23 protein-coding genes are annotated in these 23474 nt (G+C 64.9%); 14 read left to right on the top strand and 9 right to left on the bottom strand.

The genetic code is table 11. The annotated features are described in order from the left end of the window. Positions 1 to 20 precede the first annotated feature (20 nt). The 5 genes from AB4Y63_RS10665 to AB4Y63_RS10645 all read right to left on the bottom strand — a co-directional run bounded on the left by AB4Y63_RS10665 (position 21) and on the right by AB4Y63_RS10645 (position 6754). Positions 21 to 1730, bottom strand: a complete 1710-nt coding sequence (locus AB4Y63_RS10665; protein ID WP_441791019.1) for a nitrite/sulfite reductase — start codon at positions 1728 to 1730, stop codon at positions 21 to 23. 165 nt (positions 1731 to 1895) lie between these two features. Next, positions 1896 to 2606: a sirohydrochlorin chelatase gene (locus AB4Y63_RS10660; protein WP_441791018.1), complete on the bottom strand. Its 711-nt coding sequence runs from the start codon at positions 2604 to 2606 to the stop codon at positions 1896 to 1898. A 100-nt stretch (positions 2607 to 2706) separates the two neighbouring features. Next, positions 2707 to 3714, bottom strand: a complete 1008-nt coding sequence (locus tag AB4Y63_RS10655; protein ID WP_441791017.1) for a YeiH family protein — start codon at positions 3712 to 3714, stop codon at positions 2707 to 2709. A 144-nt stretch (positions 3715 to 3858) separates the two neighbouring features. Beyond that, entirely contained in the window at positions 3859 to 4959 is a 1101-nt protein-coding gene (locus AB4Y63_RS10650) for a fatty acid desaturase family protein (protein WP_441791016.1), read from the bottom strand. Between the two features lie 199 nt (positions 4960 to 5158). After that, positions 5159 to 6754 carry a dolichyl-phosphate-mannose--protein mannosyltransferase gene (locus AB4Y63_RS10645; protein ID WP_441791015.1) on the bottom strand — a complete coding sequence of 532 codons (1596 nt, stop codon included), beginning with the start codon at positions 6752 to 6754 and terminating at the stop codon, positions 5159 to 5161. Between the two features lie 39 nt (positions 6755 to 6793). Here AB4Y63_RS10645 and rsmI point away from each other — a divergent pair, with 39 nt between their 5' ends. The 11 genes from rsmI (at position 6794) to AB4Y63_RS10590 (ending at position 18070) form a co-directional block, all read left to right on the top strand. Next, on the top strand, positions 6794 to 7669 hold the full coding sequence (rsmI, locus tag AB4Y63_RS10640) for a 16S rRNA (cytidine(1402)-2'-O)-methyltransferase (protein ID WP_441791014.1): 876 nt from the start codon (positions 6794 to 6796) through the stop codon (positions 7667 to 7669). A 128-nt stretch (positions 7670 to 7797) separates the two neighbouring features. Next, entirely contained in the window at positions 7798 to 8859 is a 1062-nt protein-coding gene (locus AB4Y63_RS10635) for an NADP-dependent oxidoreductase (protein WP_441791013.1), read from the top strand. A gap of 40 nt (positions 8860 to 8899) precedes the next feature. Beyond that, on the top strand, positions 8900 to 10462 hold the full coding sequence (metG, locus tag AB4Y63_RS10630) for a methionine--tRNA ligase (protein ID WP_441791012.1): 1563 nt from the start codon (positions 8900 to 8902) through the stop codon (positions 10460 to 10462). Beyond that, positions 10455 to 11402, top strand: a complete 948-nt coding sequence (locus AB4Y63_RS10625; RefSeq protein WP_441791011.1) for a TatD family hydrolase — start codon at positions 10455 to 10457, stop codon at positions 11400 to 11402. The genes metG and AB4Y63_RS10625 overlap by 8 nt, the downstream gene beginning before the upstream one ends. A gap of 146 nt (positions 11403 to 11548) precedes the next feature. Then, positions 11549 to 12394 carry a 16S rRNA (adenine(1518)-N(6)/adenine(1519)-N(6))-dimethyltransferase RsmA gene (rsmA, locus tag AB4Y63_RS10620; RefSeq protein ID WP_441791448.1) on the top strand — a complete coding sequence of 282 codons (846 nt, stop codon included), beginning with the start codon at positions 11549 to 11551 and terminating at the stop codon, positions 12392 to 12394. Between the two features lie 4 nt (positions 12395 to 12398). Then, entirely contained in the window at positions 12399 to 12971 is a 573-nt protein-coding gene (locus tag AB4Y63_RS10615; RefSeq protein ID WP_441791010.1) for a hypothetical protein, read from the top strand. 14 nt (positions 12972 to 12985) lie between these two features. Further along, positions 12986 to 13921 (top strand): 4-(cytidine 5'-diphospho)-2-C-methyl-D-erythritol kinase, encoded by a 936-nt coding sequence (locus tag AB4Y63_RS10610; protein ID WP_441791009.1) that lies wholly within the window; start codon positions 12986 to 12988, stop codon positions 13919 to 13921. Positions 13922 to 14080: 159 nt separating this feature from the next. Next, positions 14081 to 15889 (top strand): ABC-F family ATP-binding cassette domain-containing protein, encoded by a 1809-nt coding sequence (locus AB4Y63_RS10605; RefSeq protein ID WP_441791008.1) that lies wholly within the window; start codon positions 14081 to 14083, stop codon positions 15887 to 15889. A gap of 222 nt (positions 15890 to 16111) precedes the next feature. Further along, positions 16112 to 16468: a GntR family transcriptional regulator gene (locus tag AB4Y63_RS10600; RefSeq protein WP_441791007.1), complete on the top strand. Its 357-nt coding sequence runs from the start codon at positions 16112 to 16114 to the stop codon at positions 16466 to 16468. Positions 16469 to 16521: 53 nt separating this feature from the next. After that, on the top strand, positions 16522 to 17445 hold the full coding sequence (locus tag AB4Y63_RS10595) for a hypothetical protein (protein ID WP_441791006.1): 924 nt from the start codon (positions 16522 to 16524) through the stop codon (positions 17443 to 17445). Positions 17446 to 17527: 82 nt separating this feature from the next. After that, positions 17528 to 18070 (top strand): GNAT family N-acetyltransferase, encoded by a 543-nt coding sequence (locus AB4Y63_RS10590; RefSeq protein ID WP_441791005.1) that lies wholly within the window; start codon positions 17528 to 17530, stop codon positions 18068 to 18070. Between the two features lie 107 nt (positions 18071 to 18177). Here the strand turns inward: AB4Y63_RS10590 and AB4Y63_RS10585 are convergent, their stop codons facing one another. The 4 genes from AB4Y63_RS10585 to AB4Y63_RS10570 all read right to left on the bottom strand — a co-directional run bounded on the left by AB4Y63_RS10585 (position 18178) and on the right by AB4Y63_RS10570 (position 20267). After that, on the bottom strand, positions 18178 to 18426 hold the full coding sequence (locus AB4Y63_RS10585) for a hypothetical protein (RefSeq protein WP_441791004.1): 249 nt from the start codon (positions 18424 to 18426) through the stop codon (positions 18178 to 18180). A 98-nt stretch (positions 18427 to 18524) separates the two neighbouring features. Continuing rightward, the gene (locus tag AB4Y63_RS10580) at positions 18525 to 18974 is read right to left on the bottom strand and encodes a hypothetical protein (RefSeq protein ID WP_441791003.1); all 450 of its coding nucleotides are present in this window, start codon (positions 18972 to 18974) and stop codon (positions 18525 to 18527) included. Continuing rightward, a complete protein-coding gene (locus AB4Y63_RS10575) occupies positions 18971 to 19366 on the bottom strand; it encodes a cupredoxin domain-containing protein (protein WP_441791002.1) in 396 nt (131 codons plus the stop codon). Before AB4Y63_RS10575 ends, AB4Y63_RS10580 begins: the two co-directional genes overlap by 4 nt. A gap of 109 nt (positions 19367 to 19475) precedes the next feature. Further along, positions 19476 to 20267, bottom strand: a complete 792-nt coding sequence (locus AB4Y63_RS10570) for an HAD-IIA family hydrolase (RefSeq protein ID WP_441791001.1) — start codon at positions 20265 to 20267, stop codon at positions 19476 to 19478. A gap of 321 nt (positions 20268 to 20588) precedes the next feature. Here AB4Y63_RS10570 and AB4Y63_RS10565 point away from each other — a divergent pair, with 321 nt between their 5' ends. The 3 genes from AB4Y63_RS10565 (at position 20589) to AB4Y63_RS10555 (ending at position 23307) form a co-directional block, all read left to right on the top strand. Next, on the top strand, positions 20589 to 21488 hold the full coding sequence (locus tag AB4Y63_RS10565) for a MetQ/NlpA family ABC transporter substrate-binding protein (RefSeq protein ID WP_441791000.1): 900 nt from the start codon (positions 20589 to 20591) through the stop codon (positions 21486 to 21488). A gap of 113 nt (positions 21489 to 21601) precedes the next feature. Beyond that, complete coding sequence (locus AB4Y63_RS10560) at positions 21602 to 22645, top strand: methionine ABC transporter ATP-binding protein (protein ID WP_441791447.1); 1044 nt, start codon at positions 21602 to 21604, stop codon at positions 22643 to 22645. 2 nt (positions 22646 to 22647) lie between these two features. Beyond that, positions 22648 to 23307, top strand: a complete 660-nt coding sequence (locus AB4Y63_RS10555) for a methionine ABC transporter permease (protein WP_441790999.1) — start codon at positions 22648 to 22650, stop codon at positions 23305 to 23307. The last annotated feature ends 167 nt before the right edge of the window (positions 23308 to 23474 follow it).

The raw sequence follows: 23474 nt of genomic DNA, 5'->3' as shown, positions 1-23474 counted from the left end.
GGTACCCGGGGTTACTGAACTCACTGGAGTGCCCCTTCGTCGGCGCGGTGCGCCCAGGTTGCGAACGTCTCGGCTTCATCGCGCTCGCCGAGGAACCGGCGAACGAGACGTTCGACGTAGTCGGCGAGGTCGTCGGCAGTGACCTTGAGGCCCCTGACCGTGCGGCCGAGGCCGGCCTCGTCACGGCCGACCGAGGCGAGACCGCCGCCGAGATGCACCTGGAAGCCGGGCACCTGACCGCCGTTGCCGTCAGCGAGCAGCTGACCCTTCAGGCCGATGTCGGCGGTCTGGATGCGGGCGCAGGAGTTCGGGCATCCGTTGACGTGCAGGCTGATCGGCTGGGGGAGGTCGAGGCCGGCGAGGCGTTTCTCGAGTTCGAGCACGGCATCGGTGGCCGTCTGCTTGGTCTCGACGATGGCGAGCTTGCAGAACTCGATACCGGTGCACGCGATGGTCGAGCGGCGGAAGAGGCTCGGCCGGGCGGCCAGGCCCAGCGCATCGAGCGCCGTGATGAGCGGCTCGACGTTCTCCTCGCTGATGTCGAGCAGCACGATTTTCTGGTGAGGCGTCGTGCGGAGGCGGGAGGAACCGTGCTGCTCGAGCAGATCGGCGAGGGCGGTGAGAACAGTGCCGGAGACGCGGCCGACGAACGGGGTCACGCCGATGTAGAAGCGTCCGTCGTTCTGCTTGTGCACGCCGACGTGGTCGCCCTGGCGGGTCGGGGTCGGCGCGGCCGGGCCGTCGGGCAGGGCCGCAAACAGGTACTCGTCTTCGAGGATCTGCCGAAACTTCTCGGGCCCCCAGTCGGCGAGCAAGAACTTGAGCCGCGCTTTGTTGCGCAGTCGCCGGTAACCGTAGTCGCGAAAGATCGAGACGACGCCGAGCCAGACATCGGCGACCTGGTCGGGGGTGACGAAGACGCCGAGTCGTTCGCCGAGGCGCGGGCTGACCGAGAGGCCGCCGCCGACCCAGAGGTCGTAGCCGATGCCGAGCTGAGGGTGCTCGACGGCCACGAAGCCGACGTCGTTGATCTCGTGCACGACATCTTGACTCGGGTGCCCGGTCAGCGCGGTCTTGAACTTGCGCGGCAGGTTGGCGAGCTCCGGCACCCCGATGTACTTCGCGGTGATCTCGGCGATGGTCTCGGTCGGGTCGATGAGTTCGTCACTGGCGATGCCGGCGACGGGGGAGCCGAGAACCACGCGCGGCACGTCGCCGCAGGCCTCGGTGGTGCCGAGACCGACGGCCTCCAGGCGGCGCCAGATCTCCGGCACGTCTTCGACCCGGATCCAGTGCAGCTGGATGTTCTGCCGGTCGGTCAGATCGGCCGTGTCCCGGCCGAATTCCTCGGAGATCGTGCCGATGACGCGCAGTTGCTCTGTGGTGAGCTGGCCGCCGTCGATGCGCACGCGGAGCATGAAGTACTTGTCTTCCAGCTCGTGCGGTTCGAGAGTGGCGGTCTTGCCGCCGTCGATCCCGGGCTTCCGCTGCGTGTAGAGCCCCCACCAGCGAAAACGTCCGTGCAGGTCGGTGCCCTCGATCGAGTCGAAACCCTGCTTGGAGTAGATCTGCTCGATGCGCTCCCGCACGTTAAGGCCGCTGTCCTGCTGCTTCCACTCCTCGTTGCCGTTGAGGGGAGCGGTGCCGTCGACCTTCCACTGGCCGTTCGGGCGCGAGGCCGGGCGTGGCGGCCGGGCCGCCTCGGCGGTTTCAGTCAGGTTCAGCGACACAATGCTCTCCTCCTCGATGAACGCGGCACGGACGAAAACCGGATGCCGCGTAACTGCGATGGAGTAAAACTAGGGTCGTTGGCCCCCGCACGCGAGAACGTGAAGTCACGTCCGGTCACGAAAAGTAGCGCTGCGTCACACAGATGCGACGGGGCGCGTTGCGGCCTACAATCCTTCGCGGTATCGGCTGGAAACGACGTCGATCAGCAGCTTGGGGGCGACTTCGTCTGGAGTCAGCAATGGCGACGTCACGACATCCGCGCCGGCCTTTTCAACGAGAGACTGAAAGTAGCCCGGAGCCAGCAGATAGCTGCTCACGACGATGCGTCGGCCGGGCGACGCGGCGCGTGCGGCGGCGACAGCGTCGGCGAGACGGGGCTCGGCCGCGGAGAGAAATCCGAGGGCGACATCGTGACCGGATGCCGAGGCCAGGCGTTCTGCGACGACCCGGCAGTCGGCGACGGCGCGCGCATCGCTGGAGCCGGCTGCGGCGAGCAGGAGCACGTCTCCGGGCCCGAATCCGGCCTGGACCAGTCGATGCTGAAGCAGTGCGATGAGCCGGTCGTCGGGTCCGAGTGCCGCGGCGAGCACCACTGAACGGTCGGTTTCGGCATCAATCGCGCGGGTCAGGTCGACATGCACGTGATACCCGGCGGAGAGCAGCAACGGAACCACAATCGCCGGCAGGCGTGGCGGGAGCGCAGCCAACGTCTCGGGTGGGTTCGGATGCTGCACATCGACGAAGCCGAGGGCGACGGTGAGGTCGGGGTGGGCGGCGGCCACCCCGCGCATCAGCCCGTCGACCGCGGCCTGGCCGTCGGGGGAGGACGTGCCGTGCGAGATACCGACGAGGGCGGGGGTGAGGGTGGTCGTCATGTGACCCATGGTCGACCTATTCGGCCGCGCCGCCGAAACCGTGTTACTCAGAAAGACGCGGCCCGGCAGACGGCCAAGCCAGCAGATTGTTGAACCGGCGCTAGGCGAGTTGCACCGCGCCGAGCGCGAGAGCGGCGATCAGCGCCCAGGAGAGCAGCCCGACTGCCAGGGCGCGCCCGCCGGTGCGCGCGAGTTCGCCCAGTTGCACCGCCGCGCCGAGCCCGAACAGGGCCATTCCGAGCAGCGCGGTCTGCAGTGTGTCTGCGACGTCGAGGGCAACCTCCGGCACCGGCAGCAGGGTGCGCACGAGCACGGCGGCGATGAACCCGGCCACGAACAGGGGCACGATCGGCGGTCGCTTCGCCGCACCATCCGTGATCGAAGCCGTGCCGGCGCCCACCAGGACGGCGTGCTTCTGCCGTTCGAGGACCGACGCGACAGCCACGATCGGGGCGAGCATGAGCACCCGGGTGAGTTTCACGACGATGGCGACTGCCAGAGCGGCGGAGCCGGCGATCTGTGCGGTGGCCACGACCTGGCCGACGTCGTGCACGCCGGCGCCGACCCAGTGCCCGAACTGCACGGCGGTGAGGCCGAGCGGATGCCAGAGCGCCGGGAGCACGGCGATGGCGAGCGTGCCGCACAGGGTCACGAGTGCGATCGGAGTGGCGGTCTCTTCGTCTTTCGCCCTGACCACGCTGCTCATCGCGCCGATGGCCGAGGCTCCGCAGATCGAGAAACCGGTCGCGATCAACAGAGGCTGGTGGCCGGGCAGCTTGAAGGCGCGCCCGAGCCAGAACGTGCCGGCGAAGGTGAGCAGCACGACGGCAACGGTGGTCGCAATGGTCACCCAGCCGAGGCCCGCGATGTCGACGAGACTGAGTTTCAGCCCCAAGAGCACGATGCCCAGGCGCATGAATTGCTTCGACGCGACCGACAATCCGGGCGCGAGTATCCCGGTCAGAGCGGGGCGGACGGCGGGGATCTGCCCGACGAGGATGCCGAGGGCCACGGCCGCGGTCAGAAGCGGCACGGCCGGAACCAGGGTGTGGATTCCCCACGCGACGAGCGTGGCTGCTGCCGCGGTCAGAACTCCGGGCAACCACATGATCTCCAGCCTATTGCCGTTCCCGCGCGCCTCTGGCCGGGCGGCGCTGCACGCCGAGCGTGGCAGCCGGCGCCAGGCCGCACAAAAAACGGATGCGCAGCCCGCGTGGGCTGCGCATCCGTTTGAGATGCAGGGAACTGCTGACTACCTCACCCTGAACCGGGAGACCATCGGGCAGTCGAACGGGTCACGGGCCGACAGCCCGACGCGGTTCAGGTACTCGACGACGATCTTGTAGGACTGCGTCAGTGACGTCTCCGTGTAGAGGATGTTGTGGCTCTCGCAGTATTCCTTGGTGATCTCCTGCGCACGCTTCAGGTGCGGGCGAGCCATGTTCGGGAACAGGTGGTGCTCGACCTGGTAGTTGAGGCCGCCCATGAAGGTGTCCATCAGGGTGCCGCCGCGGATGTTGCGCGAGGTGAGCACCTGGCGGCGCAGGAAGTCGACCTTGCTCTCGTGCGGCAGGATCGGCATGCCCTTGTGGTTCGGCGCGAACGAGGCGCCCATGTAAACGCCGAACACGGCCAGCTGCACGCCGACGAATGCGAATGCCATGCCGAGCGGGAGGAAGTAGAAGATGACGCCGAGGTATAGAGCGAGGCGCGTGACGAGCATGGAGATCTCGAGCCAGCGCTTGTCGACTTTGCCCTTGCCGAAGACGGTGCGGAAGCCGTGGATGTGCAGGTTGATGCCCTCAAGCGTGAGCAGCGGGAAGAAGAAGTAACCCTGCTTGCGCGTCATGAAGGAGGTGAGCCAGTTGACCTTCTTCGCGTCTTCTTCGAGGAAGACGATGAAGTCGGGGTCGATGTCAGGGTCTTTGCCGATGACATTCGGGTTGGCGTGGTGACGGCTGTGCTTGGTCATCCACCAGGCGTAGCTGATGCCGACGAACAGGTTGGCGAGCACGCGGCCGGCGCGGTCGTTGGCCGGCCCGGATTCGAAGACCTGGCGGTGCGAGGCCTCGTGGGCGAGGAACGCGAACTGGGTGAAGATGATGCCGAGTGCGCCGGCGATGATCAGCTGGAACCAGCTGTCGCCGAGCAGCACGAAACCGGTGGCGGCACCCGCGGTCGCGACGATGAGGATCGAGAAGACCATCCAGTAGAAGCCCGTGCGCCGACGCAGCAGTCCAAGGTTGCGCACTGTATGCAGAAGCGAGGAGTACTCGGTGGTGGGATTCTTCGAGTCACCACCCGGGCGGGTTCTGATGATGCGTACCGAGGGTGCAGCTGTAGCGTCCGACATGAGGCCTTTGTTTTGATCTTGACTTCTCAGTCGGAGGTCGAGCAATTACTCATAAAACAGATACCGGTCATCCTATGGGCGCGCCCTGCATTCCGGCGTCATTTCACAACGCATTCTCAGTCGATATATGCTAAATGTGGAATATGTTTGATGAAAATCCGCGGAAACATGCGGAAGTTTTTCATCGCGTGAGGCAAACTCACACCCAACTGGGCAGCCACATATGCATCTGCCAGAACCACAGCGGCACCTGAATTCCCGCCCAGAGCGGATAGAAGAACGCGCTCACGAGCAGTGCGACGGCGAGAAAGATCGCCACGATGCGGATGCCGACGGTGCGACGGGACGCCTCCGCTCGGTCTGACTCGTCGTGGAGTGCGGCGCGGAGATCCGCCGGCATATCAGCGGGGAGCGCGGGCGATGCAGGCAGGAAGAGCGGCCCCTCACGCAGCAGCATACCCAGCACGAAAGTCAGCCCGAGCAGCAGGTAGGGCTCGAACACAATCGTGTAGAACTCGAACACCGTGCGGCCCAGGTAGGCGAGCCAGGGCAGGTATCCGGCGACCATGCCCATCAGAATCAGGCCGACCTGCCACTGGCGGTAGCGCGCGAAACGGTAGACCAGGTAGAGGATGGCTGCTGTGGCCGCCCACCAGATGAGCGGATTCGCGACGCCGAGGATCGCCTGCGAGCAGCTGGCCGACGCACATCCGTTCTGACCCAGCGTGGTTCCCTCATAGAACATGCTGGTCGGCCGCGTCATCAGCAGCCAGGTGAGCGGGTTCGCCTGGTAGGGGTGCGGGGTCGAGAGGCCGACGTGGTACTGGTAGATCGCGACTTGGTAGTGCCAGAAGCTCTGCCAGACGTGCGGCACCCAGGCGAAGGGGCCGGTCCAGGCCGAGCCCGCCGACGCGGCATACTGCCGGTAGAAACCGCCTTGCGTGACGAACCAACCCGTCCAGGAGACGAGCAGGGTCACCGCGGCGACCGGCACGAACAGCACGAAGGTCGCCGGCGCCTGCTTGAGAACCGCGGCACTCAGCCAGAACGGCACACCGGCACGTCGCCGGGCCAGGGCATCGACGACAACCAGGTAGACCCCGAACGCCGCAAGAAAATAGAAGCCAGACCACTTGACGGAACTGGCCAGACCGAAGGCGAGGCCTGCGGCGATCACCCAGGGCCGCCACCAGAACATCGGACCCCAGCTGGGATGCTCGCCGGCCGCTCGGCGTGCGGCGAGCCAGGCTGTCAAACGTTTCTCATGCCAGTCCCGGTCCATCAGCACGGCACCGAAACCGAGCAAGGCAAAGAACATGACGGAATTGTCGAGAATCGCCACCCTCGACATCACGATCGCATTGCCGTCGATCGCCATCAAGAACCCGGCGATCGTGGCGAGCAGGGTTGAACCGAACAGCTTCTTCGCGATGACCATCAACAGCACGACGGCGAGGATGCCGATCAGCGCGGTCACGATGCGCCACGCCCAGGTCTGGTCGGCGCCGAACGCCGCCATGCCCAGTGCGATCAGCCACTTGCCGAGCGGGGGATGCACGACGAATGAACCCTCGTCGGTGAAAATATTCGTGTCGCCGGCATTGAAGCGCGTGTCGGCTCCTTCTGGCCAGGTCGACTCATAGCCATTGTTCCAGAGGCTCCAGGCATCCTTCACATAGAAGGTCTCATCGAAGACGAGCGAATGCGGGTTGCCCAAATTCCAGAGTCGCAGCACCGCCGCAAGGAGGACAACGGCGAGGGGCCCGACGATGCGGAACCAGCGAGATGCGAGCACCTGACCATCGTAGTGAGCGAGGACTGCGAGACTGGGAGCATGATCATTCTCGCTGCGACACCGATCGGAAACCTCGGGGATGCCTCGGCCCGCCTCGTCGAGGCACTGAGCACCGCGACAGTTGTCGCCGCCGAAGACACCAGAGTGACGGTGCACTTGCTCAAGGCGCTCGGCATTGAGAACCGGCCGAAGCTGATCAGTCTGCACGACCACAATGAGCGCCAGAAGGCCGCGGAGCTCGTCGAAATCGGCCGCGACACCGACCTGCTGGTGCTCAGCGACGCCGGAATGCCGACGGTGTCAGACCCAGGATTTCACCTCGTCGACGCGGCGGCGGCAGCCGGCGTTCAGGTGACCGCCATCCCCGGACCGTCGGCGGTGGTGACGGCTCTCGCCGTCTCCGGACTGCCGACCGACCGTTTCACCTTCGAAGGATTTCTGCCGAGAAAACCCGGCGACCGTCGTTCGGCGTTGCGGGAGCTTGCGAGCGAGCGACGCACGATGGTGTTCTTCGAGTCGCCCAATCGGTTGGCCGCGTCCCTCGCGGATGTCGCGACGGTGTTCGGCGCCGAACGTCGCGTCGTGGTCTGCCGCGAGTTGACGAAGTTCTATGAAGAAGTGAAGCGCGGCACTGCGACCGAGCTTGCCGAGTGGGCTGCCGGCGGCGTCAAGGGCGAGATCTGCATCGTGATTGCCGGTGCCGAGGTGCGCGTGATGGACCTGGCCACCGGTGTGGCCGAGGTGCTCGCGCTCGTGGCGGGAGGTATCCGTTTGAAGGATGCCGCAGCCGATGTCTCGGCGGCGACCGGTTTGAGCAAGCGTGACCTCTATGAGGCGGCTCTCAGCAGTAAGGACGGCGCGAACGGTGTGGCGAAGGCTCCGAAAATCACGCCGATGGATCTCCCGCTGAACTAATAGTGCGAGCGGGAGGAGACGGGTCTTCCCGACCGTCGCGCCAAAAGTCACCCCGATAGACCCCCCACTGCGCTAGTAGAGTAATCCTCACTAAGGTAACTCTGTTGGGTTCTGGTCGGAGGTGCGCGGTGGCACATGCGGTGATGTTCGCTCGATTCGGCGGCCCGGAGGTACTCGAACTCGTTCCGATGACAAAGCCGGTCGCCGGCGCCGGCCAGGTCGTCGTCGAAGTCATGGCTGCCGGGCTGAACCCGGGCGAGAGCGCGATCCGGGAGGGCAAGCGCCAGGACGCCTGGCCGATCTCTCTGCCGTCGGGCCAGGGCACCGATTTCGCCGGCTTCATCGTCGATGTCGGCAGCGGCGTCGTCGGCTGGAATGTCAACGACGCGGTGTTCGGCCATGCGGTGCGTGGGGCGCAGGCGAATTTCGTGACGGTTCCGGCCGGAAATGTTCTGCACAAGCCGGAGCACCTCGCCTGGGAGATCGCCGGCAGCCTGTACGTTGCGGCCACGAACGCGTGGGAAGCCGTCGCGGCGGCGAATCCGGTGCCTGGGGAGACGGTGCTCGTGCATGCCGCGGCCGGCGCCGTGGGCGGAATCGCCGCTCAGCTTGCCCGGTTGCGCGGGGCGACGGTGATCGGAACCGCAAGCCGCGAACACTTCGACCACCTGCGTCAGATTGGCGTCGTGCCGGTCGAATACGGCCCGGGCCTCGAACTCCGGCTCGCCGCGCTCGCTCCGGAGGGCATCGATTCTGAACTCGATCACCTGGGCGACGAATCCCTGATGAATGCGGAATCCACCGACGAGACCGACCTCGCGAACGTGGCGGTGATGGTGGCGAACCACCAGATTTCTGTGCCCGTCGCGGCGATCTATCCGCTCGAACACGTGCAGGATGCCTACCGTGAGCTGGACGTCGGTCACGCCCACGGCAAGATCGTGCTCAGCATGCTGCCGGTCGGCTACGCCCGCCAGAAAGTGCGAGGCATCGACATGCGGGAGACCGAGGCGACCAAAGACGATCCGAACCGCCCGCCGGTGCCGCACACGGTCGAAGCGCTGCCGCCGGTGATCGGGCATCTGCCCGGCCACCCGCATCCGAAGCCGGGCTTCGACGCCGAATTCGAACCACCGGTGCCCGGCGAAGCGGAGGAGACTTCGCAAGCCGCGACCCCGGGGGCCGAGTGAGCGTCAGCGGCAGGCCTTCAGCTCCCAATAAGATATGAGAATGTCCGATGGCTCCTCTTTCTACATCACCACGCCGATCTTCTACGTGAATGATGTCCCGCACATCGGGCACGCCTATACGGAGGTGGCCGCGGACGTTCTAGCCCGCTGGCACCGCCAGAAGGGCGAGAAGTCCTGGCTGCTCACCGGAACCGATGAGCACGGCCAGAAGATCCTGCGCACCGCGACCGCGAACGGCACCACGCCCAAGGAGTGGGTCGACCGTCTGGTCGAGACCGCGTGGAAGCCGTTGCTGGACACCGTCAACATCGCAAACGACGACTTCATCCGCACCACCGACGCGCGTCACGAAGTGAACGCCGCCAAGTTCTTGCAGCACCTCTACGACTCCGGGCACATCTACACCGGCGAGTACGAGGGCTTCTACTGCGTCGGCTGCGAGGAGTACAAGCAGCCGAGCGACCTCGTCGACGGCACCGGCGAATTCGCGGGCCAGCAGGTCTGCGCCATCCACTCGAAGCCGGTCGAACTGCTGCACGAGAAGAATTACTTCTTCAAGATGAGTGCCTTCGCCGACCAGCTGATCGAACTCTACGAGTCGAACCCCACCTTCGTGCAGCCCGAATCGGCGCGCAACGAGGTCATCGCATTCGTCAAGAACGGCCTGAGCGACCTGTCGATTTCCCGCTCCAGCTTCGACTGGGGCATCAAGGTTCCGTGGGACGAGAGCAATGTCGTCTACGTCTGGTTCGACGCTCTGCTGAACTACATCACCGCCGCCGGTTACGGCCACGACGACGAGAAGTTCGCCGAGCTGTGGCCGGCAACCCACATCGTCGGCAAAGACATCCTGCGCTTCCACGCCGTGATCTGGCCGGCCATGCTGATGGCCGCCGGCATCGAGGTGCCGACGCAGGTCTTCGGTCACGGCTGGCTGCTCGTCGGCGGAGAGAAGATGTCGAAGTCGAAGCTGACCGGCATTGCGCCGAGCCAGATCACCGACACCTTCGGCGCCGACGCGTTCCGTTACTACTTCATGCGAGCCATCAGCTTCGGCCAGGACGGCTCGTTCTCGTGGGAAGACCTCTCGGCCCGCTACCAGTCAGAACTCGCGAACGGCTTCGGCAACCTTGCCTCGCGCGTGATCGCCATGGTCAACCGCTACTGCGAGGGCGAGATCCCTGCTGCCGGTGCGCTGACCGAGGCCGATGAGGCAATCCTGGCCACGTCGAAGCGCGTGACGGATGCCGCCTCAGAGGCGATCGACCGTCTGGCCATTCACGAGGCGCTCGCCTCGGTCTGGGAGCTCGTCGATGAGCTGAACGGCTACATCACCGTGCAGGAGCCGTGGGCGCTGTCGAAGGACCCGGCGAACCGCGAACGCCTGGAAACCGTGTTGAACACCGCCGTGCGCGGTCTCGGCACGCTCGCTGTGCTGCTCTCGCCGGTGATCCCGGAGGCGACGGCCACCCTGTGGACCGCGCTCGGCGGCGCCGGTGCAGTCACCGAACAGCGCATCGACAGGGCCTGGGAGTGGACCGGCGGCACGCACGTCACCACTCTCGACGCTCTCTTCCCGCGCATCGAGGCGACTGTTGGCTAACGATTCCGACCACGTTCGGAAACGCGAGCAGACCTCGGGGCGGGATCTCAGTTACCCGCCACTGCCGGAACCGCTCACCGTGGGGGTCTACGACAACCACACCCACCTGGAAATTGCCGACGGCGACGACCCGCTGTCGTGGCTCGACCAGCTCGACCGCGCCTCAAGCGTCGGCGTGCGCGGAGTGATTCAGGTCGGCAACGACCTGGAAACCTCCCGTTGGTCTGCACTGATGGCGGCCCGGGAGCCGCGCATGCTCGCTGCCGTCGCCATCCACCCGAATGAGGCGCCGCGCTATGCCGCGGAGGGCACCCTCGACGACGCCCTCGCCGAGATCGCCGAACTCGCCGCACAACCGCGGGTTGTCGCCGTGGGGGAGACCGGACTCGACTTCTTCCGCACGGGAGAAGACGGCCGGGCCAGCCAGTACCACTCGTTCGAAGCGCACATCGAGATCGCGAAGGCCAACGGCGTGGCGATGCAGATCCACGACCGTGACGCCCACGACGAGGTGATCGGCACCCTCAAACGTGTCGGTGCGCCCGAGTTCACCGTGTTCCACTGCTTCTCCGGCGACGCCGAGATGGCGAAGATCTGCGCCGACAACGGCTGGTACCTCTCGTTCTCCGGCACCGTCACGTTCAAGAACTCCATCGCGCTCCGCGAAGCGCTGGCCGTGACGCCGCGGGAATTGCTGCTGGTTGAGACGGATGCCCCGTTCCTCACCCCGATGCCGTACCGCGGCCGCCCGAATTCGCCGTACCTGCTGCCGAACACGCTGCGGGCCATGGCTGAGCACCTCGAGACCGACGTCGGGGTGCTGGCCGCCCAGATTTCTTCAAACACTGAACTCGTCTACGGCCGCTGGGATGCCCAGCCGCTGACCGGCCATCACGCCGAGATCGACGACAACGCCCAGCCCATCGGAGGCATCGCATGAGCGAGACACAGAACGACCCGTCTTCGGACCTTCCTATCGACCAGCCGCACGCCGAGGGTCACCCCGAGCACGGCCGCCACGCGGCAGCCCCGGCCAAGGCTCCGAGCGCACTGCTCGGGCCCGCAGAGATCCGCGACCTGGCCGAGATGCTCGGGGTCAACCCGACGAAGAAACTCGGCCAAAACTTCGTCATTGACGCCAACACGGTGCGTCGCATTGTCAAGGTGGCCCAGATCACGCCCGGCGACACGGTCGTCGAAGTCGGACCGGGCCTCGGCTCACTGACCCTCGGTCTCACCGAGGTCGGAGCCCGGGTCGTTGCCGTCGAGATCGACGCACGGTTGGCCGAGCAGCTTCCGCTGACCGTCGAGCTCATGCAGCCGGGGGTGCCGTTGACGGTCATCCGTGACGACGCGTTGAAGGTGATGGAGCTGCCCGGCGACCCGACCAGCCTCGTCGCGAACCTGCCCTACAACGTGTCGGTGCCCGTGCTGCTGCACCTGCTCGAGCACTTTGCGTCGATTCGCACCGGTGTCGTCATGGTGCAGGCCGAGGTCGGCGAGCGGATTGCCGCGGCGCCGGGCTCGAAGGTGTACGGCAGCCCGAGCGTCAAGGCGGCCTGGTACGGCGATTTCCGCACCGCCGGCAAGGTGAGCCGCCAGGTGTTCTGGCCGGTGCCGAACGTCGACTCAATTCTGGTCGCCTTCGAGCGACGGGCCGAACCTCTCGAGTCGGAGGCGTTGCGCCTGGCGACCTTCGCCCTCGTCGACGCCGCGTTCCAGCAACGCCGCAAGATGCTGCGCCAGTCGCTCTCGGTGCTGTTCGGCGACTCGGCGACGGCCTCCGCGGTGATGTCGGCCGCCGGCATCGACCCGACGACGCGCGGCGAGCAGCTCACGGTGCACGACTTCTTGGCGATCGCCCAGGCGTGGCCGGATGAGCCGAGCGAGTCGAACGAGTCGAACGAGTCGAACGAGTCGAACGAGGAGTAGCCCGATGCCCGCGACCCCGGTGAACAGCCGTCACGACAATCTGAGCGACGACGCTCTGCGCGCGGCGACCGGCRAGTCGTGGGCAGAGTGGTTTGCGATTCTCGATGCTGCCGGGGCGACGTCCCTGACGCATCCGCAGATCGCCGGCCTCTTGCAGAGCGACCACGCGGTTCCTCCGTGGTGGTGTCAGATGGTCACCGTGGGCTTCGAGCAGGCCCGCGGGATGCGTCTGCCCGGCCAGCGCGCAGACGGAACCTTTGAGGTGGGGGCGTCAGCGACGTTGGCGGGCTCGCAGCAGGAGGCCCTCGACGCAGTGATCGCTGCGGTCAGTGCCGGGCTCGGCGAGCCACCGGTTCGGGTCAGCCGTGACGTGAAGTTCGTGACCGCCAAGTGGATGACGGGGGAGAAGGCGTCGATTCTCGCGATGGCCAATCCGAGTTCCGGCGGCAAGACATCCGTGTCGCTGACACACTCGAAACTCGACGATGCGACCGCCGTCGCGCCGGCGAAAGAGGCGATGAAAGGCTGGCTGGCCGAGGCACGGGCCTCGCTTCGTCATCACAGCCACGAGGCCTGAGCTAGGTTGGATTCATGACCATCCCGGAGGCCTCAACGGTTGTGCACGCAAGAGCGCCGGGCAAGATCAACGTCTTTCTCAAGGTCGGTGCACTGCAACACGACGGCTACCACGAACTCGCGACGGCATTCCAGGCGGTTTCGCTGTACGAAGACGTGTGGGCGGCGCCGGCCGATGACTTCTCCGTCGAGTTTTCCGGATCGATCGACACCTCAGGCCTCGTTACCGACGGCAGCAATCTGGCGATCAAGGCGGCCCGGGCGTTGGCCCGCAAGGCCGGCTATCGCGGCGGGGTGCGCCTGAAGATTTCGAAGAACGTTCCGATCGCCGGCGGGATGGGCGGCGGGTCAGCGGATGCCGCGGCCACGCTTCTCGCCTGCGATGCGCTCTGGGGAACCGAGGCCAGCAAAGACGAGCTGCTGACGATTGCTGCGAAGCTGGGCGCCGATGTGCCCTTCGCTGTCACCGGCGGAACCGCGATCGGCACCGGTCGCGGCGACCAGCTCAGCCCGGCCTTGGCCAAGGGGCAGTTTCACTGGGTGTTGGCGATTGCCGAGTTCGGCATGTCGACGCCCGGAGTCTACGCCGAGCTCGATCGGCACCGCGAACGTCACGCGCAGGACATCTTTCCGGCGATCCACCAGCCGAGCGTCGACGCGAATGTGCTGCAGGCGCTGCGTGCGGGCGACCCGGCGATGCTCGCCGAGTCGCTGCACAACGACCTGCAGGCTCCGGCGTTGCACCTGGCACCGGGGCTTGGCCGTGTGCTGGAGCTCGGCGAGGAGAACGGCGCGTTGGCCGGCATCCTCTCGGGTTCTGGCCCGACGGTCGCCTTCCTGGTCGCCGACTCCGATAGCGCTCTTGAGTTGCAGGTAGCCCTGTCGGCGTTGCGTGTGAATGCAGTGCGGGCTTCCGGTCCGGTGCATGGCGCGCGACTGATGCACGCGTAGCCAGCGCGTCTAGCGCATCCGTTTCGCTTCGCGTCGTCATCGACGTCTCCGCTCGCGAGACATCGTTGCTCGATGAGGAATAAACCTTGTGTAGCTCCGCGAGCGCGACAACGGATGCCGCAGGGCTTGCACATCCAGGCCAGATAAGCTCAAGGGATAATGGCACATTTGCTCGGGGCCGAGTCCCTGCACCTCGAATTTCCAACCCGCGTCATCTTCGACAGCGTCACCGCCGGCCTCAATGAGGGCGACCGAGTGGGCGTTGTCGGCCGCAATGGCGACGGTAAGTCCACCTTTCTCAAGCTCCTCGCCGGGCGCATGGAGCCTGACGCCGGCCGGGTGACCCGCAGGCGCGGCGTCACCATCGCCATGCTCGACCAGTCCGACAAGCTCGTCGAAGGCGTCACCGTCGGTCACGCGATCGTCGGCGGCATCGAAGAGCACATCTGGGCCGGCGACGCCAAGGTGCGCGACGTGATCGGCGGACTCGTGCGGGACATCCCGTGGGACGCCCTCGTCGACGACCTGTCGGGTGGCCAGCGCCGCCGCGTCGCCCTCGCCGCGGTTCTCGTCGGTGACCACGACGTCATCTTCCTCGATGAGCCCACTAACCACCTCGACGTCGAAGGCATCTCCTGGCTCGCCGGGCACCTGAAGACCCGTTGGGCCGCGAACTCCGGCGGCCTGGTGGTCGTCACTCACGACCGGTGGTTCCTCGACGAGGTCTGCAACCAGACCTGGGAGGTGCACGACCGCATCATCGAACCGTTCGAAGGCGGTTATGCGGCCTACATCCTGCAGCGCGTGGAGCGCGACCGGATGAACTCGGTCGTCGAAGCCAAGCGTCAGAACCTGATGAAGAAGGAGCTCGCCTGGCTGCGTCGCGGCGCCCCCGCCCGTACCGCCAAGCCGAAGTTCCGCATCGACGCGGCCAACGAACTGATCGAGAACGAGCCGCCGCCCCGCGACACCGTCTCGATGCAGTCGATGGCGATGCAGCGTCTGGGTAAGGATGTCGTCGACCTGATCGACGTCACCGTCACCTACCCGACGAAGACCGGCGAGAAGACGGTGCTGAACAACATCACCTGGCGGATCGCCCCGGGTGAGCGCACCGGCATCCTCGGTATCAACGGCGCCGGCAAGAGCACCTTGCTCGGCCTGGTCGCCGGAACCGTGAAGCCGACCAAGGGCACGGTCAAGCGCGGCAAGACCATCAAGGTCGCTGTGCTCACGCAGCAGCTCGCCGAGCTGGAGGGCATCCAGAACGACCGCGTCAGCGAGGTCATCGCACGTCAGAAGACCTCGTATGTCGCCGGCGGCAAGGAGATCACGCCCGGCCAGATGCTCGAGCGCATGGGCTTCATGAGCGCGCAGCTGTCGACCCAGGTCAAGGACCTCTCGGGTGGCCAGAAGCGTCGCCTGCAGCTGCTGCTGATCGTGCTCGACGAGCCGAACGTTCTCATCCTCGATGAGCCCACTAACGACCTCGACACCGACATGCTCGCCGCGATGGAAGACCTGCTCGATTCCTTCCCCGGCACGCTGCTCGTCGTCTCGCACGACCGGTACCTGATTGAGCGCGTCACCGACAACCAGTACGCCGTAGCGGATGGCGCCTTCCGCCACCTGCCGGGTGGCGTCGACCAGTACCTCCAACTGCGCACCAAGGGCGAATCGGCACTGACCGGATCGCCGACGGAGGCCGGGGGACCGGTCGGTGGCGCGAAGAAGGCAGCGCTCGGCGGCGCCGAACTGCGCAACGCCCAGAAGGAACTCGCGTCGATCGACCGCAAGGTCGCGAAGCGTCAGGCTGAGATCGCCGCGCTGCACGAGAAGCTGGCCACGCACGACCAGTCGGATTTCACCGGCCTCGGCAAGCTGAGCACGGAACTCGGCGAGCTCGAAGAGTCGATCGCGAGCTTCGAGACGCGTTGGCTGGAGCTCTCGGAGTTGCTCGGCGAGTAGTAGAGCACTGCAATCGAACGCATCCGCTGATCGAGCCTGTCGAGATCTGGTGACCGGGTTCCTGAACGCGGAGAGCGTTTGAGGATCTGCGTGCGCTGTCTCGACAGGCTCGATCGCCGTTTTGGCGGTCGGGCCTGGCTGGCTGTGGGGTGATCCGCGCCATGGCGGGCATTGTCCGTTAGATGATTGTTCTATTACATTTTGTTCTAGTACAATCGTTCTATGTTGTTCTGGGTCGACGCCAACTCCTCAGTTCCTTTGGCGCAACAAATCGCCCAGCGGGTTCGTTCAAGCGTCGCTGACGGGCTTCTTGTGCCGGGGGAACGGCTCCCTCCCGCACGGGATCTCGCGAAAGCGCTGCAGGTCAACATGCACACCGTGTTGCGTGCATACGCTGAGCTGCGCGATGAAGGTCTGATCGAGATGCGTCAGGGCAGGGGTGCATTCGTCCGCAAGGACGCCGGCACCGGACTAGCTCGCATCACAGAATTGGCGGCGCAGCTGATTAAGGAAGCCCAGAAGCTGGGGATGACACACTCCGAAGTCGTGCAATTGATCAATGGAGCGGAATCCGCATGACGAATACGCCCCAGAGATCAGAAACCGTCCGACTTGTCATAGCAGTTGCGACTATGTTCATCCCGTTGGGCGTCGTGCTGGGATCCTTCATCGTCTGGAGGGATCAACTGCCCCGGGAGATTGCCTCTCACTGGTCGGGGACGGGGCCGGCCGATGGTGCTATGACAGTCCCGCAATTCCTGACCGTGGCACTGGTCATGACCGGCGGCGCAGCTCTCGCGGCCGTCGTCATCGGTCTGTGGCCGGGCATGCGAGCGGCAACCCGGCGAGGTGGCTTCTTGATTGCAGGAGCCGTCGCGGGAGCGGGAGCCCAGTCGTGGTTTGTCAACACGCTCTTGACTATGAGCGTCGGCGATCCGTACGAGGTCGTCCTCGGCGCCTGGTCAGTCTTAGGTTTCGCGGCCGCCGCCTATGGCCTCATCCCGTTCATGATCGCCCCGAAACCGCAGCAGATCTCGCACGATGTGGTGCAGAGGATCGACATTGGGCCCGGGCAAGGTGGCGCGTGGTCACGGAACATCACGGCGAAACTATTTCTCTGGAGCTGCCTCGCGCTGATTGCTGTCGGCATCGCCATCTACACGACGTCGGCTGCCAACAACAGGCTCTCCGAGGCGATCTTCGGCCTGGCCGTCATCGCCCTTGTGATCCTCGTTCTCGCCTCGTTTAGTCGCTTTCAGGTGACCGCTGACTGGCGGGGCCTGCGCGTGGTCTCGTCGCTGTCACGAATTCCACTGAAGCACATCCAGTTGGAGGACATTAAAACGGTGGAGGCTGCTGAGCTTGCTCCGAGTGAATGGGGCGGTTGGGGATATCGGATCATCCCGGGGAGATCTGCGCTGATACTCAGGAAAGGCCCTGGCTTGATAGTCACCATGACCAGCAACAAGCAATTCGCGTTGACCCTCGACGATGCGGACGTGCCGGTCACCCTACTAGCGACGCTGCGGGATCGGCGCTCGCAAGCCCAGGGTTAAACGCCCGGAACGAACGGTTCCCGTTACGGACACCATCAACACCCCTGAGTAACGGAGCCGGACCCTTCGTTAGTATGAGCGCATGGCAGATCTGGGATTCGTCGCCTGGCCGCCGGGCCCGCTCAGGACCGAGCGCCTCGTGCTCCGTGAGTCTGAGACTCGGGACCGTTCTGCTGTTATCGAACTGTTCGGCTCGCCAGAAGTGTCCACCCATCTCGGCGGCCCGCGACCGCGCGACGCACTCGAGCGCGCGGTGCCCGACGTTCCGGGGCGACGTCCTGGCTACTTCGTCGTCGATCTCGATGGAACGACGATCGGCATAGTGACGTTCGATCGCCGTGACGCCGAGCGTCCAGGTCACATTCGCCCGGATGGCGGGGAGGCCGAGCTCGGTTATATGTTTCTGCCGCAGGCGTGGGGATTCGGATATGCCACTGAGGCGTGCGCCGCGGGGCTTCGCTGGTTCGCCGGCGCGCTCCCCGGCGAGCCGGTAGTGCTCTGCACGCAGATCGCCAACGGGGCCTCGGTGCGCGTCGCGGCGAAGCTGGGGTTCACCGAGGCGGAGCGATTCGAGGAGTTCGGTGACGAGCAGTGGTTTGGCGTGTGGTCGTCGGGCGCGCGATGACATCGGCTCGTAAGGTTCTGAGCATGCACGCTACAGAAACGGCTGCGAACCCACCCGCACACTCCTGACGGCGACCTGAAGTGCGCCGGTCTTCTGAGCGACTCGCCTTAGGACTCGAAGTACATCCGCATGGTCTCCGGGCGGACACCATCGAATTTCATCGCGTCGGCCGCCACATCGGATTGCATCATCTGTTGGAACTTATCCAGGTCAGGGACGTCGACGATTAAGCCGACTTGGTTGCTCCTCGCGTGGTCGACGAAGGTGCGCACGGTAATGCCCATGGGGCCGAAGACTTCCTCCCGTCGCGGTGAGGCGAGCCAGTGCTCAACGTCGTCGACGTCGTGGAAGATCATGAGAGTTGGCATGGTTTCATCTGCTTTCTGAAGCTGGGCAATGTGCGGGGCTGGAGCCCGATGCGGCATACTTCACGCCGAACGTACCGTGGCCACCGTCACCGCGATAGTGAGGCGTCCTTGTTCACGGCTGGCTGGCTCGCGGTGCGGCGGATTGCGATGAGTCCGACGATCGACAGGGCCGCCCCCAGCCCTTCAGCCACGGCGCTCAGAGTCTTTTCGAAATACCAGATCGGTTCATACATGGCCGGAATCGGTCCGATCGCGGGGAGCGCCACAGAGGTGGACAGCAGGACAGCCGCCAAGGCGCTCCCTGTCACGAGTAAGGCGGCAAGATACGCCGGTCGGCTCCCGCGGATGACCACATACGCCGCCACGATGACGGCGACCGCCGATTCGATATAGAACAGGTTGCCCTGCCCGATTCCTCCTGGATTCGCCAGCTGGTACCCGGGCGCCAGCCGGAAATGCACGACGGCGTCAACCACTAGGGTCGCAGCGACCAACAGTCTCAGGACGATTTCCGCCGTGCTTCCGTGCCGCATCATGATCCTCCTGTGACAACAAGCGTCCCGTGCATGTCCGGGTGGAAAGTGCAGTGGTAGGCGTAGCTTCCGGGCTTTGTGGGTGCCTTGAAGGACGCTGTGTCCCCGCTGCCCTTGATCGTGACGTCAAAGGAGGTGCCGTCGTCGGCCGTCACAGTGTGGGCCACGTTGTCCAGATTGGTCACCGTCACCGTGGCGCCCGGAGGCACCGACGGTGGCCCCTGAAAGCCGAAATCTTTGACAGTGATGGCCCAGGTGGTGACGCTCGAGTTGCCGGACGGCGCCGGGCTGGAAGTCGGCGCGGAGTTGGTCATGCCCCCGCCCGACGAGCATCCGGCCAGTAACAACACAATCGCGACCGTGGCCGCATATCTCACTAATCCGCTGCTCTTCATGGTGCGTCCCAGCCTCCGTAGACCTCGAGTTCGTCACAAGCCCCATTGAGAACAACGAAACCAGAGGCACTTAGGTTCACCGGGACGGCATCAGCACGCCGATCAATCGTCAGTCGCGTGGAATCGTCGCCGTGATGAGCCCCGGGAGGTCGGCAACGGATGCGATCTGATGAGTCGCCGGATGGGAGACACGCTCATTGGCTTGATCGGCGAACTTACCCGTCTCGACCTGCACGGTGACGCTCCCGGCTTCGTTGCCCATCGCGATATCGGTTGTTGCGTCGTCGCCGACCACCCAGACATCCGCTGCGACTTGTCCGGCAGATGCCGCCGCGAGCCGCAGGAAGTCCTGGGAGGGCTTGCCGATAACGCGTGCCCGAACTCCCGTAGAGAACTCAAGGGCGGCGACGACGGCGCCGGTATCGATGTGATCTCCCGATTCGTCCTTGAAGTAGGGGCCGCGCTGCAGAGCGATCAGCTCGGCCCCTCCACGGATGCTCCGATATGCCTGATCCAGTAGCGCGTAGCTGAGGGTCTCGCGGATGTCGCCGACAACGACGTGGCTGATTGGGGCGCCGTCGGTGCTCTGGAATGGTGCGAATGTCGGCGCCAGGTCTGGTGTGACCAGCGCCAGGACTCGGCACTCAGGTTCGGCGTCGAGAAGCCTGACGGCGGCACTGGCCGGCGTGAAGAGTTCCTCCGAGGTCAGGGAAAATCCGCGGTCTTTCAACTCTCCGAGAAGTCGCGACTCACTCTTCGAATCCGTGTTCGTAAAGAACCTCAGAACACAGCCGAGGCGACGCAACTCGTCGAGCGCGTCGGCCGCGCCGGGGAAAGTCATGGTGCCCGTGTAGAGGGTTCCGTCAAGATCGCACAGAATGGTCGCAAGCGGCGTGGTCATACTCGACTCTCACAGGTTGCCCCGTTCCGGCGCAACGCCCATCACCTCCTCGTCACCCGCTGTCCGCGTGGCCCGCGCCCGAAATTCGGCATTTGCTGGCGATACTGCGCGACCCACCGCATCCGCTCGCAGAAGCTGTGACGGAGTGTGACGTAACGTCCAGCGGGCCGAATTTTCTCCAGCTAACGTAGTTGATGTGCCTCGCAACGCAGCGGCACAGACCCCCACTCTTTTGCACCGGTGGATTTTCTGTGCCGATTTTGCCCTCTCATCGAACTTCGGTGCAGGCCGGCGCACACAGCGAAAGGGAAAGTAACAAACGTGAAGAAGAAGATTTTGGCCGCCCTCGCGGTTGTACCCCTCGTGGCACTCCTCGCCGGTTGCGCAGCAGTGGCCGGCGGCGGCAACGCCGAGAAGACCGACAGTGCCGACAAGGTCGTCAAGATCGGCGTCGTCAACGCCGGCGACGCCTACTGGGCCGACTACACGAAGGCTGCCGCCGAGGAAGGAATCAACGTCGAGATCGTCAGCTTCTCGGACTACCCGCAGCCGAACCCGGCGCTGACCGAGGGCGAAATCGACCTCAACCAGTTCCAGCACATCGTCTACCTCGCCGACTACAACGTGTCAGCGAAGCAGGATCTGGTGCCGGTCGGCTCCACCGCGATCTACCCGCTCGGCCTGTACTCGACCAAGGTCAAGGATGTCGCCGAGATCAAGAAGGGGGACACGGTCGTCGTTCCGAACGACAACAGCAACCAGGCTCGCGCCCTGCTGATCTTGCAGTCGGCAAAGCTCATCACGCTCAAGAGCGGCGGCAGCATCTTCTCCGACCTGACCGACATCGACACCGAAAAGTCGAAGGTTCAGGTTAAGGCGCTGGAGGCGGCGCTCATCCCCACCTCGCTGCCGGATGTCGCAGCAGCCGTCATCAACAACGACTTCGTCGCCAAGGCCGGTCTCAGCCTCGCCGACGCGATCGCGAAGGATGACCCCAGCGACCCGAACGCTCTGCCCTACGTCAACGTTTTCGCCGCACGCGCCAAAGACAAGGACAACGCGACCTACAAGAAGCTCGTCGAGATCTACCAGAACTCGAAGGCCGTTCAGGATGGCGTGCTCAAGGTTTCCGGCGGAACCGCCGTACTGCTGAAGACCCCGGTTGCCGACCTCGAAGCGTCGTTGGCCAAGGTCGAAAAAGACACCGCTGCTCAGAAGTAGCACCCAGCACCACCCGCATTATCCGCACCACCCTGCACGATCCTGCAGTCCCGCTGATGCCCACAAGGCGTCAGCGGGACTGCTTGGTCGTGAATGCACCGATGAAGGAACTCATGTCAGTCGTCCCGCACGCCGTTGTTGAACTCCGCGGAGTCAGCAAGGTCTATCCCGCCACCGCCAAGGGAGGATTGCCGGTCGTCGCCATCGACGACGTGAGCCTCACCATCGAGGCGGGCGACGTGTACGGCATCATCGGCTACTCCGGCGCCGGCAAGAGCACGCTTGTGCGTCTGGTCAACGCCCTCGAGCTGTCGACCTCCGGCCAGATCCTGGTCAACGGCACCAGTATCACCGGTCTCTCCGAGCGGGAACTCCGGCCGGTCCGGGCCGGCATCGGCATGATCTTTCAGCAGTTCAACCTGCTGAACTCCCGCACCGTCGCGGCCAATGTGGCCTACCCGCTGGAGGTCGCCCGGGTGCCGAAGGCCGAGCGCACGGCCCGGGTCGCCGAGCTTCTCGAATTCGTCGGACTCGGCGACAAGGCCAAGGCCTACCCGGACCAGCTCTCGGGCGGGCAGAAGCAGCGCGTCGGCATCGCCCGCGCGCTTGCGACCTCGCCCAGCATCCTTCTCGCCGACGAAGCGACGAGCGCACTCGACCCCGAGACCACGCATGAGGTACTCACGCTCCTCAAACGCATCAACCAAGAATTCGGCGTCACGATCATCGTGATCACCCACGAGATGGATGTCATCCAGACCATCGCGACGAAGGTCGCTGTGATGGACCAGGGACGGGTGATCGAGCGGGGCGACGTCTTCGACGTGTTCTCGAATCCGCAGCACGCCGCATCCGCCCGGTTCGTCTCGACCGTGGTGAAGGGCGTTCCCTCGGCAGCCGAACTGGAGACGCTGCAGGCGCGTCACGCCGGTCGAATCGTCACCCTCACCTTCCGCGACGAAGCGGTCGACCAGACCGCCGTGTTCGGCGAACTCACCCGAGCCCAGGTCGCTTTCGAGGTGGTCTACGGCGGTATTCATGAGATTCAGGGACGCCCGTTCGGTCACCTGACACTGTCACTCTTGGCCGACGACGCGGTTGTCGACTCGGCGCTGACGCGCATTCGAACGCTCACGACCGTGACGGAGGTGCGCTAGAGATGGATGCTTTCCTCGATCTGCTTCCCCAGTTCGGCACGGCGGCCGTTGAGACACTGTACATCGTCGGTCTCACACTGCTTTTCGGCGGGATCGGCGGCCTCATTGTCGGGCTCGGTCTCTATCTGACCCGCGCAGGCAACATCCTCGAGAACCGCCCGATTTCGGTGATTCTCAACGTGCTGGTGAACTTCGTCCGGCCGATCCCGTTCATCATTTTCATCGCCGCCGCTCAGCCGCTGGCCCGTGTGGTCGTCGGAACCGGCATCGGCAACGCAGCGGTGATCTTCACGATCTCGCTCGCGGCGACCTTTGGCATCGCGCGCATCGTCGAACAGAACCTGATGACGATTTCACCCGGCGTCGTTGAAGCCGCCCGCTCGGTAGGTGCCAGCCCGCTGCGAATCATTTTCACCGTGCTGCTGCCCGAGGCCCTCGGCCCGCTGATTCTCGGCTACACCTTCGTCTTCGTGGCGCTCGTCGACATGGCGGCCGTCGCCGGTGCCGTTGGCGGAGGTGGTCTCGGAGACTTCGCGCTCACCTACGGCTACCGGCAGTTCAACCCGGTCGCCACCTGGGCCGCGGTCCTCGTGATCATCGTGCTCGTGCAGGTTGTACAGTTCTCCGGCAACTGGCTGGCGCGGAAGGCGTTCCGGCGGTAGGAGTTCGGTGATCGAGCTTGTCGACGCTTCTATGGGTCGTGTCAAGTGGCGTTCGCGTTGAGTTTCCTGAAGAGTGAGCGTGCGATGTAGCGCTTGAGGCAGCGCAGGATCTTCTCGGGGGTCTTGCCTTCTTGGGTGCGTTTGGCGACGTAGGAGATGGTTTCGGG

The organism is Leifsonia sp. YAF41, assembly GCF_052113185.1.
Taxonomy (GTDB): domain Bacteria; phylum Actinomycetota; class Actinomycetes; order Actinomycetales; family Microbacteriaceae; genus Cryobacterium.
Note: the sequence above shows the minus strand (reverse complement) of the source record. Positions and strands in the feature narration are given on the sequence as shown.

Bases quoted from the DNA above. Each gene is read 5' to 3' on its own strand.
- AB4Y63_RS10660 (WP_441791018.1), bottom strand. From the start codon at position 2,606: ATGACGACCACCCTCACCCCCGCCCTCGTCGGTATCTCGCACGGCACG.
- AB4Y63_RS10655 (WP_441791017.1), bottom strand. From the start codon at position 3,714: ATGTGGTTGCCCGGAGTTCTGACCGCGGCAGCAGCCACGCTCGTCGCG.
- AB4Y63_RS10650 (WP_441791016.1), bottom strand. From the start codon at position 4,959: ATGTCGGACGCTACAGCTGCACCCTCGGTACGCATCATCAGAACCCGC.
- rsmI (WP_441791014.1), top strand. From the start codon at position 6,794: ATGATCATTCTCGCTGCGACACCGATCGGAAACCTCGGGGATGCCTCG.
- metG (WP_441791012.1), top strand. From the start codon at position 8,900: ATGTCCGATGGCTCCTCTTTCTACATCACCACGCCGATCTTCTACGTG.
- rsmA (WP_441791448.1), top strand. From the start codon at position 11,549: ATGCTCGGGGTCAACCCGACGAAGAAACTCGGCCAAAACTTCGTCATT.
- AB4Y63_RS10610 (WP_441791009.1), top strand. From the start codon at position 12,986: ATGACCATCCCGGAGGCCTCAACGGTTGTGCACGCAAGAGCGCCGGGC.
- AB4Y63_RS10605 (WP_441791008.1), top strand. From the start codon at position 14,081: ATGGCACATTTGCTCGGGGCCGAGTCCCTGCACCTCGAATTTCCAACC.
- AB4Y63_RS10600 (WP_441791007.1), top strand. From the start codon at position 16,112: ATGTTGTTCTGGGTCGACGCCAACTCCTCAGTTCCTTTGGCGCAACAA.
- AB4Y63_RS10595 (WP_441791006.1), top strand. From the start codon at position 16,522: ATGTTCATCCCGTTGGGCGTCGTGCTGGGATCCTTCATCGTCTGGAGG.
- AB4Y63_RS10590 (WP_441791005.1), top strand. From the start codon at position 17,528: ATGGCAGATCTGGGATTCGTCGCCTGGCCGCCGGGCCCGCTCAGGACC.
- AB4Y63_RS10585 (WP_441791004.1), bottom strand. From the start codon at position 18,426: ATGATCTTCCACGACGTCGACGACGTTGAGCACTGGCTCGCCTCACCG.
- AB4Y63_RS10580 (WP_441791003.1), bottom strand. From the start codon at position 18,974: ATGATGCGGCACGGAAGCACGGCGGAAATCGTCCTGAGACTGTTGGTC.
- AB4Y63_RS10575 (WP_441791002.1), bottom strand. From the start codon at position 19,366: ATGAAGAGCAGCGGATTAGTGAGATATGCGGCCACGGTCGCGATTGTG.
- AB4Y63_RS10570 (WP_441791001.1), bottom strand. From the start codon at position 20,267: ATGACCACGCCGCTTGCGACCATTCTGTGCGATCTTGACGGAACCCTC.
- AB4Y63_RS10560 (WP_441791447.1), top strand. From the start codon at position 21,602: ATGTCAGTCGTCCCGCACGCCGTTGTTGAACTCCGCGGAGTCAGCAAG.
- AB4Y63_RS10555 (WP_441790999.1), top strand. From the start codon at position 22,648: ATGGATGCTTTCCTCGATCTGCTTCCCCAGTTCGGCACGGCGGCCGTT.